Genomic DNA, 15,221 nt, shown 5'->3' with positions numbered 1-15,221 from the left:
CTCCTTGTTTTATGAAAAAGATCTTGTCTATCCTGGTATTTTTTACAGTTGTTAGTATGAACGCCCAGGAAAAGGAACCTGGAATACCCCTGGAGGGCATGGCCTCCTATTACCATGATAAATTCGAGGGAAAGCCTACCGCAAGCGGGGAACTGTATCAAAAAGATTCCCTTACCGCAGCCCATCCTACCCTGCCGTTTAATTCCTTAGTGAGGGTAACCAACCCGGAGAATGACAAATCAGTTCTTGTCAGGATAAATGACAGGGGCCCTTTTGCCAAAGAAAGGATCATTGATGTTTCCAGGGCAGCTGCAGAGATCCTGGGGTTTGTACAGGAAGGAGTAACCAGGGTAAAGATCGAGGTTATTGAATGACAGGATTGAAGTTGCCATTACCCGGGCGCTTCGAGAGGTTACGTCCACTTCCAACCAATTAAACGAGCTCAGACGCCAGAGACACTTGATTTGGGATCCGATCGCCGGAATCCCTGCTAAATGGATAGAGATACAGAAGATTAGGTATCAGATGTATTTTTATCCGAAGCTCCCTCAAACTCAAACTCAAACTCAAACTCCCTATTTCCTACTCCCTACTCCAACTCCAACTCCCTACTTCCTACTCAAACTCAAACTCCATCTCCAACTCCATCTCCAACTCCAACTCCAACTCCAACTCAAACTCCCTTCTCCCATTCTTTAAAACCAAATAAAACTTTCAAATTTCATCATCATCCCAACCACCCCTCTCTGTCCAGGCTCCGGTACTGTATGGCTTCTGCGATATGATGAGCGGCCACATGGGGCTCTCCTTCCAGGTCGGCAATGGTTCTGGCGACCTTAAGAATACGATCATAAGCGCGGGCGGATAATTTTAGTCGGTCCATCGCATTTTTTAACAGGGCCGAAGAGGCACGGTCAAGTGCGCAAAAGCTTCGGATATGCCGGGTAGACATCTGTGCGTTGTAATGCACCTTCTCGAGCTTCATAAATCGCTTTTCCTGGAGCCTTCTGGCCTGGCACACCCGTTCCCGAATACTGGCCGATCCCTCCCCTTTTTCCCGTTTGGCAAGTTCCTCGAATGGCACGGGGTTTACCTCGATATGAATATCAATACGGTCCAGTAAAGGGCCACTGATCTTGTTCATATACCGCTGCATCTCTGCAGGAGAATTAACCACCGGACTGCTGCCATCATTGAAATATCCGCCCGGACTCGGGTTCATACTGGCCACCAGCATAAAACTGCTGGGATAGGTGATGGTAAACTTTGCCCTTGAAATGGTAACCTCCCGGTCTTCCAGGGGCTGTCGCATGACCTCCAGGACCGCCCTTTTGAATTCAGGCAGCTCATCCAGAAACAATACCCCGTTGTGGGAAAGAGAGATCTCCCCCGGTTGGGGATAACTGCCACCCCCAACCAGGGCGACGTCTGAAATTGTATGATGGGGACTTCTGAAGGGCCTTTGTACAATCAGTCCTTTGCTGTTGGCCTTGCCAGCCACAGAATGGATCTTGGTGGTTTCCAGGGATTCGCGAAGACTCATGGGCGGAAGTATCGAAGGCAAGCGCTTGGCCAGCATGGTTTTACCCGATCCGGGCGGACCGATGAGAATAAGGTTGTGTCCGCCTGCGGCTGCGATCTCCATACACCGTTTAATACTTTCCTGTCCGCGGACATCACTAAAATCCAGCTCGGGAAATTCCAGCTGATCGCGAAAGAGCATCTCCTTTTCTAATTTTAAGGGCCGGGGCGTTGAGGTACCAGACAGGAAATCCATTACCTCCCTGAAGTGTTTCATCCCATAGACATCCAGACCCTCTACGACAGCAGCTTCCTCAGCATTTTCTTCGGGCAGGATCAGGGCAGCATAGCCTTCCTCCTTTGCCTTAACTGCCATAGGAAGCGCACCTTTTACGGGCAAAAGACCACCATCCAGGGAGAGCTCCCCCATTAAGATCAACCCTGAGAGGTCTTTTAACGGGGTAAACCTGCCTGCTGATATCAATATGCCCAGCGCAATAGGAAGGTCATAGGCAGAACCTTCCTTACGCATATCAGCAGGGGCCATGTTTATGGTTACCTTTTTACCCGGAATTCTGTACCCGTTATTCAACAGCGCAGCTGCAATACGATAGTTACTTTCCCGGATGGCATTATCCGGTAATCCTACCAGGTGGTATCCCACTCCGGGACCTATATGAACTTCAATGGTGATAACGGTTGCCTCTATCCCAAAAATGGCACACCCACAGATCTTTGATAACATCCCTCTAAATTTCATTAAATATATAGAATATTTTCTATATTAGAATTACTTAGAGGAAGGAAGTTTTAAAATCCGTATTGTTTATGAATACTTATCCATCTCCTTGTACGCCCACTTTTTTATTAATCCGGGCATTGAAGGGCATGAACATATTGTTCACAAACAGTTAATAACTGTTTTGCAGGTATTTATATAAATTCAAACTACCTACTCTTCATCTCACTGAAAACAAAATAACATAAAATAACAGGTCTCTCATCCCTATATAAATACATGTTATCGGTTATTTCCTTTAAAATCTGTAATAGGCTGTAAGAAAATATATCTCTTGAAAACATGTTTATAACTGATTTACGTTCAGTGATTTAACCCCTGACATATCCCTTAATTTTAAGTATCCCCTTTTTCAACACTTAAATCAGTACCGGCATGACAACAGACGATCGCCAGCATTTGTACATTCAACTGATCATGAAAAAATTATTACTGGAAACCAAAGGGGAAATTTCCTGCAGGTCGTACTGCAATCCGTTTAAAATGCGGGTACACTTACAAGGCATCCTGGGCCAGCATTACAGCAGTGAAGACTATCACATTGCCCTGGAACTGATCATGAAATACAAACTGGCGCGTTTTGGAGGGATGTATATCACCGAAAAGGGCGTGAAATATGTGGAGCGTATCACCCTACTGGAACATACCGGATTGCTGTTAAACCAGGAAGATACTCTTAACCTGATCCAAAGAAGTATGGATACTATAGAGCATCCAGCTAAAAACAGGGAATAGCAGCAACTAAAACCTCTACCCTAATTCTCATTGGCCGGTACGTCTCTATGAACACATGCCGGAATAAATATTTAACGATAATATCAAAATATTTTGTACTTTGCTTTTCAAAGTACTTTTTATGAAAGAGCGCTATCTGGATGATCTTAAGGAGATCAAAACCATCATGAACCGATCTTCCCGGCCTGTTTCCCTCAGCGGATATTCCGGTATTGCCACCGGTATAACAGCCCTTGTCGGGGTCACAGCGGCTCACTATTACATTTTTCGGTATCACGATCTCAAGGAAGTTTTACCTGAGGACCTCCCTCTTCATCACATGCTGTTATTATTGCTCATTGCAACAGGAACCCTGATCATAGCTACCGCTGCTGCCATATTCTTTACGAATAGAAACAACAGGGAGGAACGAGACCGTCTCTGGGGAGTTCAGGCCAGGCGTTTATTAACTGCTTTACTGGTTCCTCTTGTAAGCGGTGGTCTCCTGTGTCTGATCCTTCTATTTAAAGGGAATATCAGTATACTCCCGGGCCTGACGCTGATTTTTTACGGTCTGGGGCTTATCAGTGCCGGAAGATTCACCCAAACAGAGATCAGGTCGCTGGGTTTCGCTGAAATAGTACTGGGTTTACTGGCCGTCCTGATACCAGCTTACAGCGTGGTAATCTGGGCCCTGGGCTTTGGGATACTTCACATCATATACGGATTCATGGTACAATGGAATACTAAAGCGTGAAGGAGGTTTTAAAAAATCTGGATAAAGCATTTGAAAACCGGATCCGGCTGGGGATCATGTCGGCCCTGGTGGTGAATGACCATGTAGATTTTAACACCCTGAAGGCCCTTCTTGGCGTAACCGACGGCAACCTGGCAAGTCATTTAAAATTCCTGGAAAAATGCAACTATATCAACATCAAAAAGGAGTTTCTGAACCGAAAACCACACACCCGTTATTACAGTACAAAAGGGGGTGAAAGCGCTTTCAGACGTCATATTCATGCCATTGAAAAACTTCTGGAGTAATACGCTGATATCGAATCCAACCTAATAGTATCAAAGAAACACACAACCCATAAAACTTCAATTATGATCACTCAAAACAAAAGATTATTTATCATTCTGGGAATTATCACCCTCCTTCTTTTGATTCCCCTGATCGCCATGCAATTTACAGAGGAAGTGAACTGGTCACTCCTCGATTTTATTGTTATGGGCACTTTACTTCTGGCCACCGGGCTGGGCGTTGAATTTATTCTGAGAAAAGCGGGAAACCCGGTTCTGCGGTTCTTTTTGATCGCAGGACTAATGCTGCTTTTTCTGTTAACCTGGGCCGAGCTTGCGGTAGGGATATTTGGCACCCCTTTCGCCGGAAGCTAAAATATTGACCAAATGCCCACCGGCAACATCCTTAAGGGAACGCCGGCATCGGGGTCGAATGAACAAGTATTTATTTAAACCTACCTACTTAATACGTTTCCATTCTGAAACAACCTAACCTTAAAGGTTACCTTTTTTGCCCAAGAAAAAAGCCCTGCAATGCAGGGCTTTTGATTTTTATTGAACAAAGCATTATTTCCAGAATAATGCGTACAGCGCAACAAGAATTATCATGACTACAAATGCACCGATATTAAAAACGGGACCTGTTTTAAACAATTCTTTTGAAAGCGGGATACCTTTAGCATCGTCTTTACCGTTATTTTCCCTGATACTCACCAGGGCAATGATTATCATGGTGAGGATGGCGGTCATTCCCATTTGATTCAGGAATGGCAGCTCCAGGAATAAGGGACTATCTGACCAGCCATTGGGAGCGACCTTAAAATACATGGCAATCGGTATCGACGCCAATGCACCAATTATTGCCCCTCTGTTGGTTGCTTTTTTCCAGAAAAGCCCTAACAGGAATACCGCCAGGATACCGGGACTCACAATACCTGTATACTCCTGAATATATTGAAAAGCCTGTCCAAGTCCGGAAAGCGCAGGGGCTACAAGACATGCGATAACCAATGCAACCGCAGCTGAGATACGTCCCACCTTTACCGTTGTCATATCTCCGGCATTTTTATTTATATATGGCTTATAGATGTCCATAGTAAAGATGGTTGAAGTGGAATTCAACATGGAAGCCAGCGACGATACAATTGCTGCCGCAAGGGCTGCAAAAGCCACTCCCTTAAGTCCTGTAGGCAGGAACTGCAACAACCACGGATAGGCTTTATCCGGTTGAGAAAGGGAAGGAATATTGACCATGGACGATTCTCCCAGGGTAGCCATTATTTCTGGATCGTTAACCATTACATAAGCGGCAATACCGGGGATAACCACAATCAGTGGGATCAATAATTTCAGGAAAGCCGCCAGCAGGATTCCTCTTTGGGATTCCTTAAGCGATTTAGCCGCCAGGGTACGCTGGATAATGTACTGGTTGAAGCCCCAGTAATACAAATTGGCTACCCACATACCACCTACAAGCACCCAGATACCGGGGAGATTGGCAAATTCAGGATTCGATTTATCCAGAATCATCCCGAAATTATCCGGCACCCGGTCGTAGATGATCTTGAATCCTTCAAAAACGCCATCACCTTCTGACACCGTATTTAAAGCAAGGTAGGTTGTAACCAAACCTCCAAGAACCAGGAAGATTACCTGAATCACATCGGTCCAGGCCACAGCAGAGAGCCCCCCGTAGAGGGAATAGGCTGCCGCAAAAAGTGCAAGACCAATGACCCCATAGATCATGGGAATTCCCATAATAGTTTGCATGGCAAGAGCTCCCAGATATAAGACGGAGGTTAGATTTACAAAAATGTATAAACCGATCCAGAATACTGCCAGAATGGTTTTCAGGTTTGTGGAATAACGTTGCTCCACAAATTCCGGAATCGTATATAATCCTTTATTAATAAAAATTGGCAGGAAGTATTTCCCGACAATAAGTAAGGTAAGAGCTGCCATCCATTCATAAGAAGCGATAGCCAGTCCAACGGCAAACCCGGATCCCGACATTCCGATAAATTGTTCTGCCGAAATATTTGCCGCGATCAGCGACGCCCCGATTGCCCACCAAGGGAGTGATTTACTGGCCAGGAAATAATCTTCTGCATTACGCTGATGTCCCTTTTTCCCTCGGGACACCCATAATCCCACAAAAAGAATCATGACAGCATAAGCTATGAAGACAATATAGTCCAGGCTGCTGAAAGTAGAATTCATAGTATTAGTTTAACGTTAATAATAGTTAGTAGCTCATTAAAAGTAAGGAATCTCTTAAAAGAATATCCTTAAACTTATCATTTATAATTAACATTGAATTTCTTTGAAGTTTCAAAGGGCTTAAAATGAAGGAAATGGCATTAAGGTCCTCCCCCACCAGTGTGCCTTACTTTGGGTTTTGTAAAATAGAAAACTCCACTGAAGAACTATTATACACCCTGTGGGTCTGCTTCTTAAAGTCTTCAGGTTTTGCCTCAAAAATATTATCCACCCAGGTTTGTGGGTTCAGATCGATATACGGAAACATGGTACTCTGTACCTGGATCTGGATCCTATGTCCCTTTTTAAAGGTATGGTATACATCCTGTAACTTAATGTTTACCCTGGCTTCTTCTCCGGGTACAAAAGGTTCCGGGTTTTCAAAGCTGTTCCGGAACCGCCCCCGCATCACCTCAGAACGCACCATCATATGGTAGTTACTCATTTTGAGATGGTCCTGGGTTTCCGGAAAATCCTCTGCATCGGCAGGCCAAACATCAATAAGTTTCACTGCCCAGTCTGCTGCCTCCCCCGTAGTGGATACCACTAGTTTGGCAAGGATATCACCGGCCAGGGTAACATCTTCTTCCAGGACCCCGGTTTCATAGACCAGGACATCCGGACGCCGCGCAGCAAACCGCTGATCGTCGGTCATGAATTTCCTGGGGGTAAAGACCATCTTGATGTCTTCGCTGTAAGGCACCGGTTTTTCAGGATCACTTATAAATTCCTTATGGTCATACTGCATAGCCATTACCTCAGAAAGCGCACCGGTATGGTTAAGAAAGAATGCCTTTTTTTCGGCGCGCTCAGGAGGCCATTGATCGAAGGTATTCCAGGAATTGGTACCGGTGTTAAAAACATAGGCTTCCGGCAGCCCGGTGGCACCGTTAGCTTCTCCTTTGAGAAAATGATTAAAGAACCTGCCTTCGATCTCCTTTTGATAAAATGATGAAATACTGTCGCCAAAATATACATTACCAACAGCCTGCCTCCCGCTGTTCCTGGCCCAGTCGCCATGACTCCACGGTCCCATTACCAGGGTGTTGTAATTATCGCTGCGGCGTTCAATGTTCTTATAGGTTTCCAGAGGTCCGTAAAGATCTTCAGCATCAAACCATCCTCCTGTAACCATTACGGCCGGATCAATATCTTCCAGGTGCTGTATGATGCCTCTTGCCCTCCAGAATTCATCGTAATTGGGATGCTCCTTGAGCTGTTGCCAGAACACATTGTCCTCCTTGTACCATTGGTCGAGATTGGACAGTGGCCCTGCATCCAGGAAAAACTGGTACTGATCCTGGGTTCCGAGATCCGGAAATTCGTACCAGGCCTCTGTAGTGGGGGTATCCTTCATATAGCCGAATACGGAGGTCGCCCTCCAGTAGCTTAGCAAATAGGCTCCGTTATGGTGAAAATCATCAAAGAAGAAATCGCCGATACAGGCCTGGGGGGAAGCTGCCACCAAATTGGGGTGTTCACTGAGTAAGGCATAGGTGGCATAAAATCCGGGGTAGGAAATTCCCCATACGCCAACCCTTCCGTTGGTATTCTCAAGATTATTAACCAACCAATCTATGGTGTCATAGGTGTCTGAGGCCTCATCGATCTCTCCCTCTTTCTTATTCGGGATATAGGCCCGCATATTATCATAAACCCCTTCGCTGTTCCAGCGTCCCCTGACATCCTGGTAAACGATGATATAGCCATCCCTCATCAGCGTCTCACTTGGACCGATGGTGGTTCGGTATACATCTTCCCCATAAGGCCTGCAGCTGTATGGAGTGCGCTGCATAAGTATGGGATATTCCCTGGAGGTATCTCTGGGGGTATAAATCGTGGTATGCAATTTAATGCCATCCCGCATAGGGATCATAACCTCTTTTTTGGAATAATGTTCGCGAATCCGGTACTCGTTCTCCTGGCAACTTACCTGGAAGGCTACCAGAAGCATCATGAAAAGAATTGAAAAATTTCTCACGTTCGTTAGTTGTTAAATGGTATGAATTAGGAATTTAATTAATGTGTTCGTATTCTGAGGATCTCCTCGGTATGATCATCTACCCGGAACCTGTTGTCTGCCCTTTTCCCGATCACCCAGACAATACGGTCCTGGGCGTCGCAAAGCAGCCATTGCCGTTCCTTTTCGGCCAGGGAGAATTTCTCATCCTTAAAGAACTTGCTTAATTTTTTACTGCCCTTCAGACCAAAAGGCTCAAAGCGGTCTCCATCTTCCCACTTTCTGATTTTAAGCGGAAAACTCAGCTTTCCCTCATCTACATAGATCACATTTTTGGCCGTATGGGTGATGGCATCGACATTCTCAAAACTCAGGGTCAAAGGCCCTGTAAATCTCGTATTTTTTTTACGGATCACATAGGTGGTATTCTCATGCGCATCTGCTTCCCGCAATTCCTGTAGTATTAAAAAGTCGCGATCTCGGAACAGCCGGTGCGTGGGAGAAAGTACCATCTTCCCCGTTTGCCCGACCAGGAGGTGTTCCAGGTCATTCCACTCTGTGAAACCGTAGCGGTTAAAAAATGCATAAAGATAGGCATTTACGGGCCTGAGCGCTTTCAAAGAGGCCACAGGCACCTTTATCAGGCCATTTTCTTTTACAAAGATCGCAGACCTGACCACGTTGATATGATCTTCAAGCATGGAAGAAGTCCCCTGCAGATATTCAATGGTTTTATTAAAATTACTTACCAGGGCTGTATTGAGATCCTTTAAGCCTGGAATAACTTCATGCCGGATCTTGTTGCGCAGGTATTTGGTTTCTTCATTGCTGCTGTCTTCAATCCATTGCAAGCCCTTCTCTTTTGCAAAGGTCTCGATCTGCTCCCTGGAGAAGGGCAGTAATGGCCTCACCACATTCCCGTTTACTGCAGGAATACCGGTTAAGCCTTCCAGCCCGGTCCCCCGGCTGAGGTTAATGATAAATGTTTCCAGGTTATCATCGGCATGATGACCGGTTAATAAATAGCGGTAGCCCTGCTCTTCCATAAGTTTATAAAACCATTCATAACGAAGCTCCCGAGCCGCCATCTGGGTAGATACTCCATGCGACCCTGCCCAGGCTTCCGTATCAAACCGCCTGACAAAACACGGAACATCCCATTGTTTGGCCAGGGCTTCCACAAAACGAGCATCCCGTTCACTCTCTGCTCCCCTCAACTGGAAATTGCAGTGTGCAATTGCGGTTTTAAATCCGCAACAGTGCATACTTAAATACGCAAGCACTACACTGTCCAGACCTCCGCTTACCGCGATCAATAAGGATTCTCCCTTAATAAAAGGAAACTTCTCTTCGATGTGTTTTTTAAACTCCTGTTCCACTATTCCTGTAGATTTTGTTCAAGCCATTGGACTACCCGGGATTTCATTTCTTCCTTCCCATAATCATTGTGAAGTTCGTGATACCCCCCTTCGAAAAGCTCCAAATCGGCCTTTCCCATCTGTTTCGCCAGTGCCTTTGTGGCCCAGTGACTGGTAATTTGATCTCCGGTACCATGGCACAAAAGCAGGGGTACCCCCATCTCTTCGGGATGGGCAAGGATCCACTCTCCTGCTTTTAAAAAAGGGAAAACAAAGTTCGGGCTCACCTTTTCGTGCACCAAAGGATCTTCCTTGTATTTTTTCACCTCCCTGGGATCCCGGGAAATATGCTCCGGGTTTAGTCCGCTGGGCATGGTAAGCGATGGAATCAGGTTTCTCAGGATTTTCCCCATGGCCATTTTCCAGGCGGGGGGCTCAAAGGCCATTCTCAGAAAAGGACTTGTACTAACTACCCCTTTAACTGCGGGCTTTCTTTTCATGGTATAGCCAAGGACCACATTCCCCCCCATGCTATGTCCGTAAAGAAATACCGGCAGGCAGGGGTGCGATTTCCCGGCCAGCTCCAATGTCATTTCAACACTATCCAAAACGGCTTCATAACCGGGGCAATAGCCGCGCTTTCCTTCACTGTGGCCATGCCCGAAATGATCGGTGGCAAAAACCACGAAACCCGCTGAGACCAGGTCGGGAACCAGGGATGAAGAATACCTCCCCCCGTGTTCCCCCATTCCGTGAACGAGCACCACCAATCCCCTTGGCTGGTCGGCACTCCAGGACTGCCCGAAAAGTTTATGACCGTGACAGGTAAATTCAAAACCCTCGTGTTTCATTGGCTAATGGTTGATTGCGTTCCTAAAGTTAAAAAGTTATTTGGAAATAAGGGTACGGAGGGACGAAGGTACGGAGGGACGGAGGGACGGAGGTACATAGGTACGTAGGTACAGCAACTTAACGACTTTACGAAATCAGATCTCCCCACTCTCCCTTAAACCACTCCCGACTCACGACTCACGACTCCCGACTCACAACTAACTACTCCCGACCTACCGTGCTTCGCACAGGCAGGCAAGCTCCCGACTCACGACTAACCACTAACTACTCCCGACTCACGACTCCCCACCCAACACCTGCCTCATGGCACGGGCCTTCACCAGGCATTCTTCATATTCCCTTTCGGGAGAGGAGGCAGCCGTAATTGCACTACCCACCGAAAAAGACACATATTTCCGTTTGCTGTTATAGAGAATACTCCTGATGATCACGTTCAGGTCGAAATCTCCTTGCGGGGTAAAATAGCCCACGGCTCCACTATAGAGTCCGCGTTTGGTAGATTCCAGGGATTCGATGATTTTCATAGCCGATATTTTCGGTGCCCCGGTCATGGAGCCCATAGGGAAGGTATTCTTAATGACCGCTACCGGATCGGTATCTTCTGCAACCATTGCTTCCACGGTGGAAATAAGCTGGTGAACCTGCTTAAACGTATACACCTCACACAGCTCTTCTACCTGTACCGAACCCTTGAGGGCCATTCTCGAGAGATCATTCCGTACCAGGTCCACAATCATTACATTTTCCGCCCGTTCCTTTTCATCTTCTTTTAATTGAACGGCCAGACGGTTATCCTCTTCAGGGTCCGATGACCGTCTGGCGGTGCCTTTTATGGGCTGAGAAATCACTGTTTGTCCGCTTTTCTTCAGGTAGCGCTCAGGGGAAGCAGAAACCAGGTAAAGTTCCTCGAGTTTCAGGTAGGTGGCAAAAGGCGGTGCAGAAATGGCATTCAGGTCAAGATAGCAGCGAAGGGGGACGATTTCTGTATCTTCCGCATAGAATTCCTGGCAAAAATTAGCTTCATAGATATCTCCGCGATGAATATGGGCAAGCATCTCCTCCACCTTTTGTTTATATGCTTCCTTATGAACCCGGAGTTTGATGGAGATATCATGCGCCTTCCCCGGCACAGATGCCGAACGTAAGGCAAGGATCTTGTGGTAGTCCTCTTCGATCTCATCATCGGCCATCGGCAAATAGGAAAAAACAAGCTTCCCCGATTTATAAAAGATGATCTTTTTGGGCTGAAAAAAATAGAGGTCCGGAAAACCGAGTCCGTCGAAGTTCTCAGATTCCAGGGCTTCGGTATCGTTCTTCAGGTCATAAGCCAGGTATCCGAAAATCCAGTCGTTGGTAATCCTCCGGTATTCCGAAAGATCTTCAAAAGCATTATGAGCATCGGTTCGCACTGCTGTGAGCGCATCGACAGCAAGGACAGCATCAAAATTTCCATGCCGCTGCACATACTCATTACTGTCGAGAAAAACCACCTCTTCATGCTGTTCACCCCAAAGTAAGAGCGCCTTTTTTAAGGACACATCCAGTGGTATATCATAAAACGTCTCTGTTCTTTTCATCGCTTTTGGAGGGATCTTTTTAACCGGATCACAAATTTAATAACAAAAAAGGGTGCGTATTAGAAATATAATTTATAATATTGCCCTTCGTTGCCATTACGAAACCATGTGCAACAGCATTTTTAGAATGACACAGGAAATTAAAAATATCATCAATGCAATAAGGGCCATCTTCTCTCCGGCTCCTGCTGTGGTATTTATTCCTGTTCGCAACCGCCAGGTTCGTCGCCCACGCCCGTAGGGCGTAATATTCTTTCTGGGGCCCAGGTGAGTCCGGCCCTGCTTCCAAAATCTGATCCCTTTTTATTTTAATCAAGCAGTGTTAACCTGTTATTTATTGTCATATGCAAATTGTTATTGCAGATCAATCGCACTTGTGCTATGCACAGACCATTTGTGATACCATTGAAGAATCCGCCAAACTCCGCGGGACGGGTATCGCCAAAAGGACTCCTGAATATATTACTACCAAGATCCTCAATGGAAACGCGGTGATCGCCCTGGATGGTGCCCGTTTTGCAGGATTTTGCTATATAGAAACCTGGGGCCATGGTAAATTCGTTGCCAATTCCGGCTTAATTGTACATCCCGATTACAGGGGCGAAGGCCTTGCCACAAAGATCAAAACAAAGATCTTTGAACACAGCCGTACAAAATTCCCTCATGCAAAGATATTCGGTATCACTACCGGACTGGCCGTAATGAAAATCAATTACGACCTGGGGTATGAACCGGTAACGTTTTCTGAACTTACCGATGATCCGGATTTCTGGAAAGGTTGTCAAACCTGCAGGAATTACGACATTCTCACCCGTACCGAGCGTAAAATGTGTCTCTGTACCGGGATGCTTTACGACCCGGCAGACAAGAACAAAAAGCATAAAAGGAACCGAAGTCTGAACGTAAAAGTTGTGGAAAGACTCAAGCGAATTAAGCAATCCCTGTTCCTGAAAAAAGAAAAGTTTAAAAATCAAGCCCTTTAAAAATGAAAAAATTAGTACTGGCCTATAGTGGCGGACTCGATACTTCCTATTGTATAAAATACCTCAGCGAGAATAACTTCGAAGTTCACGCAGTAAGCGTAAATACCGGGGGATTCAGTGAGAAGGATATTCACCTGCTGGAAGAAAAGGCATTGGCACTGGGGGCAGCGTCCTACACCTCCCTGGATGCCCAGGAAACCTATTATCATAAGGTGATCAAATACCTTTTATTTGGAAACATCCTGAAAAACAACACCTATCCGCTTTCTGTAAGTGCAGAACGAATCGTACAGGCCATGGCTCTGATCAAATACGCAAAGGAGATCGATGCATCGTGTATTGCCCATGGAAGCACCGGAGCCGGAAACGACCAGGTGAGGTTCGATACGGTATTCCAGGTGATGGCCCCGGGAATTGAGATCATCACCCCGATTAGGGACCTGCAATTGTCGCGGCAACAGGAGGTGGCATACCTGGAGGAGCACGGCATCAAAATGCAATGGGAAAAAGCCCAGTATTCGATCAACAAGGGATTATGGGGAACCAGTGTGGGCGGAGCAGAAACCCTGACCTCAGATAAACCCCTTCCGGAAGGAGCCTATCCCAGTCAGCTGAAATCCGAGCAACCCCAGTCATTGCGCATTGCATTCCATAAAGGAGAGCCGGTTACGTTAAACGGGGTAGAAATGAATCCTGTTGCCCTGATCCATGAGCTGGAAAAAATTGCTTCCGCCTATGCCATTGGAAGAGACATCCATGTAGGAGACACCATCATTGGTATCAAAGGCCGGGTTGGATTCGAGGCCGCGGCCCCCATATTGCTGCTTAAGGCACACCACCTGTTGGAAAAGCATGTGTTGAGCAAGTGGCAACAGCACCATAAAGAGTACCTGGCCAGCCAGTATGGGATGCTTCTGCACGAAGGACAATACCTGGATCCGTTTATGAGAAATGTGGAGTGTTTCCTGGAAGATACTCAGAAAGCTGTTACCGGAGAGGTCTTTCTTACCCTTTACCCCTATCGCTTTACCCTGGACGGAATCCAATCTGAAAACGACCTGATGCATCCGGATTTCGGAAGCTACGGGGAAATGAATTCCGGCTGGAGTGCTACGGAAGCCAAAGGGTTTATTAAGATCAACGCCCAGGCACAGAAAATTCATCAGAACATCAATCCTGTATCATTATGATTAAAGCCGGAATAATAGGAGGTTCAGGGTATACGGCAGGAGAATTGCTGCGTATTCTGGCATTTCACCCACAGGTGGAAATCGATTTCATCTACAGTACAACCAATGCCGGAAAAAAGGTCAGTGAGATTCACCAGGATCTTACAGGTACCACCAACCTTAAATTCAGTTCAACGGTAACGGCCGATGCAGACGTGGTATTTTTATGCCTGGGGCATGGGAATTCCACAAAGTTCCTTCAGCAAAACGCGCTTGGCGAAAACACGGTGATCATTGACCTTAGTAACGATTTCAGACTTACCCCGGATTCGGAATTCGGGGGCAGAAAATTCGTCTATGGGCTACCTGAGTTTTATAAGGAAGAAATACAGCAGGCCGTCGCCATCGCGAATCCCGGTTGTTTTGCAACCGCGATTCAGCTCGCCCTCTTACCATTGGCCAAAGCAGGGGTATTGCCGGAGGAGGTGCATACCACCGGGATCACAGGAAGTACCGGGGCCGGAGTACAACCCAGTGCCACTTCCCACTTCAGCTGGAGAAACAACAACCTAAGCTGGTATAAGCCCTTCAATCATCAACACCTGGGAGAGATCCAACAGAATATCGCTTTGACAGGAGCTAAAGACAGTAAAATGAGCCAGGTAACCTTTATGCCCTACAGGGGCGATTTTACCAGGGGTATCCTGACCACAAACTATCTAAAATTCGAGGGAAGCGCAGACCAGGCCAGATCCATATTCGAAGATGCCTACAAGCATACCCCCTACACTATTGTATCCGATGAGGAGCTGCATCTGAAGCAGGTTGTAAATACCAATAAGTGCCTGATCCATTTGCACAAACACGACAACCTGCTATTGGTGACCAGTATCATTGACAACCTGGTTAAAGGAGCCTCCGGACAGGCTGTTCAAAATATGAACCTGATATTTGGCTTTGAGGAAACCTCAGGATTGCAGCTCAAAGGCAGTTACTTTTAACCGTA

General features: G+C 46.4%; 14 protein-coding genes. 8 read left to right on the top strand and 6 right to left on the bottom strand.

Features of this window, described 5'->3' with window-relative positions; translation table 11 throughout:
* The first annotated feature begins 11 nt into the window (after positions 1 to 11).
* Positions 12 to 374, top strand: a complete 363-nt coding sequence (locus K7R11_RS13045; RefSeq protein ID WP_224491177.1) for a septal ring lytic transglycosylase RlpA family protein — start codon at positions 12 to 14, stop codon at positions 372 to 374.
* Positions 375 to 727: 353 nt separating this feature from the next.
* Here K7R11_RS13045 and K7R11_RS13040 read toward each other — a convergent pair whose 3' ends face one another.
* Positions 728 to 2,266: a YifB family Mg chelatase-like AAA ATPase gene (locus tag K7R11_RS13040; RefSeq protein ID WP_224491176.1), complete on the bottom strand. Its 1,539-nt coding sequence runs from the start codon at positions 2,264 to 2,266 to the stop codon at positions 728 to 730.
* 429 nt (positions 2,267 to 2,695) lie between these two features.
* On the opposite strand from K7R11_RS13040, the gene K7R11_RS13035 reads away from it, so the two are divergent.
* From K7R11_RS13035 to K7R11_RS13020, 4 genes are all read left to right on the top strand, one after another.
* Positions 2,696 to 3,055: a hypothetical protein gene (locus K7R11_RS13035; protein ID WP_224491175.1), complete on the top strand. Its 360-nt coding sequence runs from the start codon at positions 2,696 to 2,698 to the stop codon at positions 3,053 to 3,055.
* A gap of 121 nt (positions 3,056 to 3,176) precedes the next feature.
* On the top strand, positions 3,177 to 3,791 hold the full coding sequence (locus K7R11_RS13030; protein WP_224491174.1) for a hypothetical protein: 615 nt from the start codon (positions 3,177 to 3,179) through the stop codon (positions 3,789 to 3,791).
* Complete coding sequence (locus tag K7R11_RS13025; protein ID WP_224491173.1) at positions 3,788 to 4,078, top strand: winged helix-turn-helix domain-containing protein; 291 nt, start codon at positions 3,788 to 3,790, stop codon at positions 4,076 to 4,078. The genes K7R11_RS13030 and K7R11_RS13025 overlap by 4 nt, the downstream gene beginning before the upstream one ends.
* Positions 4,079 to 4,141: 63 nt before the next feature.
* The gene (locus K7R11_RS13020) at positions 4,142 to 4,432 is read left to right on the top strand and encodes a hypothetical protein (RefSeq protein ID WP_224491172.1); all 291 of its coding nucleotides are present in this window, start codon (positions 4,142 to 4,144) and stop codon (positions 4,430 to 4,432) included.
* A 192-nt stretch (positions 4,433 to 4,624) separates the two neighbouring features.
* Here K7R11_RS13020 and K7R11_RS13015 read toward each other — a convergent pair whose 3' ends face one another.
* The 5 genes from K7R11_RS13015 to K7R11_RS12995 form a co-directional block, all read right to left on the bottom strand.
* Positions 4,625 to 6,277, bottom strand: coding sequence for a sodium/sugar symporter (locus K7R11_RS13015; RefSeq protein ID WP_224491171.1), 1,653 nt, complete (start codon positions 6,275 to 6,277; stop codon positions 4,625 to 4,627).
* Positions 6,278 to 6,443: 166 nt separating this feature from the next.
* Positions 6,444 to 8,270, bottom strand: a complete 1,827-nt coding sequence (locus tag K7R11_RS13010; protein ID WP_410528201.1) for a CocE/NonD family hydrolase — start codon at positions 8,268 to 8,270, stop codon at positions 6,444 to 6,446.
* A gap of 65 nt (positions 8,271 to 8,335) precedes the next feature.
* Positions 8,336 to 9,655: a tRNA lysidine(34) synthetase TilS gene (gene tilS / locus K7R11_RS13005; protein ID WP_224491170.1), complete on the bottom strand. Its 1,320-nt coding sequence runs from the start codon at positions 9,653 to 9,655 to the stop codon at positions 8,336 to 8,338.
* Positions 9,655 to 10,485, bottom strand: coding sequence for an alpha/beta hydrolase (locus K7R11_RS13000; RefSeq protein ID WP_224491169.1), 831 nt, complete (start codon positions 10,483 to 10,485; stop codon positions 9,655 to 9,657). The genes tilS and K7R11_RS13000 overlap by 1 nt, the downstream gene beginning before the upstream one ends.
* A 276-nt stretch (positions 10,486 to 10,761) precedes the next feature.
* On the bottom strand, positions 10,762 to 12,063 hold the full coding sequence (locus K7R11_RS12995; RefSeq protein WP_224491168.1) for an anthranilate synthase component I family protein: 1,302 nt from the start codon (positions 12,061 to 12,063) through the stop codon (positions 10,762 to 10,764).
* Between the two features lie 344 nt (positions 12,064 to 12,407).
* Between K7R11_RS12995 and K7R11_RS12990 the strand changes: the two genes are divergently transcribed.
* Genes K7R11_RS12990 through argC form a run of 3 tightly spaced genes read left to right on the top strand, consistent with a single transcriptional unit; the run spans position 12,408 to position 15,216 of the window.
* The gene (locus tag K7R11_RS12990; RefSeq protein WP_224491167.1) at positions 12,408 to 13,046 is read left to right on the top strand and encodes a GNAT family N-acetyltransferase; all 639 of its coding nucleotides are present in this window, start codon (positions 12,408 to 12,410) and stop codon (positions 13,044 to 13,046) included.
* A 2-nt stretch (positions 13,047 to 13,048) separates the two neighbouring features.
* On the top strand, positions 13,049 to 14,236 hold the full coding sequence (gene argG, locus K7R11_RS12985) for an argininosuccinate synthase (protein ID WP_224491166.1): 1,188 nt from the start codon (positions 13,049 to 13,051) through the stop codon (positions 14,234 to 14,236).
* The gene (argC, locus tag K7R11_RS12980; RefSeq protein WP_224491165.1) at positions 14,233 to 15,216 is read left to right on the top strand and encodes an N-acetyl-gamma-glutamyl-phosphate reductase; all 984 of its coding nucleotides are present in this window, start codon (positions 14,233 to 14,235) and stop codon (positions 15,214 to 15,216) included. The genes argG and argC overlap by 4 nt, the downstream gene beginning before the upstream one ends.
* Positions 15,217 to 15,221: the final 5 nt, after the last annotated feature.

This window comes from Robertkochia flava, from assembly GCF_020166515.1.
GTDB lineage: Bacteria > Bacteroidota > Bacteroidia > Flavobacteriales > Flavobacteriaceae > Robertkochia > Robertkochia flava.
The sequence above is the reverse complement of the archived record's forward strand: the minus strand, read 5'-3'. Positions and strand labels throughout refer to the sequence as shown.

What these genes read in the sequence shown, in the direction of transcription:
- K7R11_RS13030 (WP_224491174.1), top strand. Translation starts at nt 3,177, where the DNA reads ATGAAAGAGCGCTATCTGGATGATCTTAAGGAGATCAAAACCATCATG.
- K7R11_RS13015 (WP_224491171.1), bottom strand. Translation starts at nt 6,277, where the DNA reads ATGAATTCTACTTTCAGCAGCCTGGACTATATTGTCTTCATAGCTTAT.
- K7R11_RS13010 (WP_410528201.1), bottom strand. Translation starts at nt 8,270, where the DNA reads ATGCTTCTGGTAGCCTTCCAGGTAAGTTGCCAGGAGAACGAGTACCGG.
- K7R11_RS13040 (WP_224491176.1), bottom strand. Translation starts at nt 2,266, where the DNA reads ATGTTATCAAAGATCTGTGGGTGTGCCATTTTTGGGATAGAGGCAACC.
- K7R11_RS13000 (WP_224491169.1), bottom strand. Translation starts at nt 10,485, where the DNA reads ATGAAACACGAGGGTTTTGAATTTACCTGTCACGGTCATAAACTTTTC.
- K7R11_RS13035 (WP_224491175.1), top strand. Translation starts at nt 2,696, where the DNA reads ATGACAACAGACGATCGCCAGCATTTGTACATTCAACTGATCATGAAA.
- K7R11_RS12995 (WP_224491168.1), bottom strand. Translation starts at nt 12,063, where the DNA reads ATGAAAAGAACAGAGACGTTTTATGATATACCACTGGATGTGTCCTTA.
- argC (WP_224491165.1), top strand. Translation starts at nt 14,233, where the DNA reads ATGATTAAAGCCGGAATAATAGGAGGTTCAGGGTATACGGCAGGAGAA.
- argG (WP_224491166.1), top strand. Translation starts at nt 13,049, where the DNA reads ATGAAAAAATTAGTACTGGCCTATAGTGGCGGACTCGATACTTCCTAT.
- K7R11_RS13045 (WP_224491177.1), top strand. Translation starts at nt 12, where the DNA reads ATGAAAAAGATCTTGTCTATCCTGGTATTTTTTACAGTTGTTAGTATG.
- K7R11_RS13020 (WP_224491172.1), top strand. Translation starts at nt 4,142, where the DNA reads ATGATCACTCAAAACAAAAGATTATTTATCATTCTGGGAATTATCACC.
- K7R11_RS12990 (WP_224491167.1), top strand. Translation starts at nt 12,408, where the DNA reads ATGCAAATTGTTATTGCAGATCAATCGCACTTGTGCTATGCACAGACC.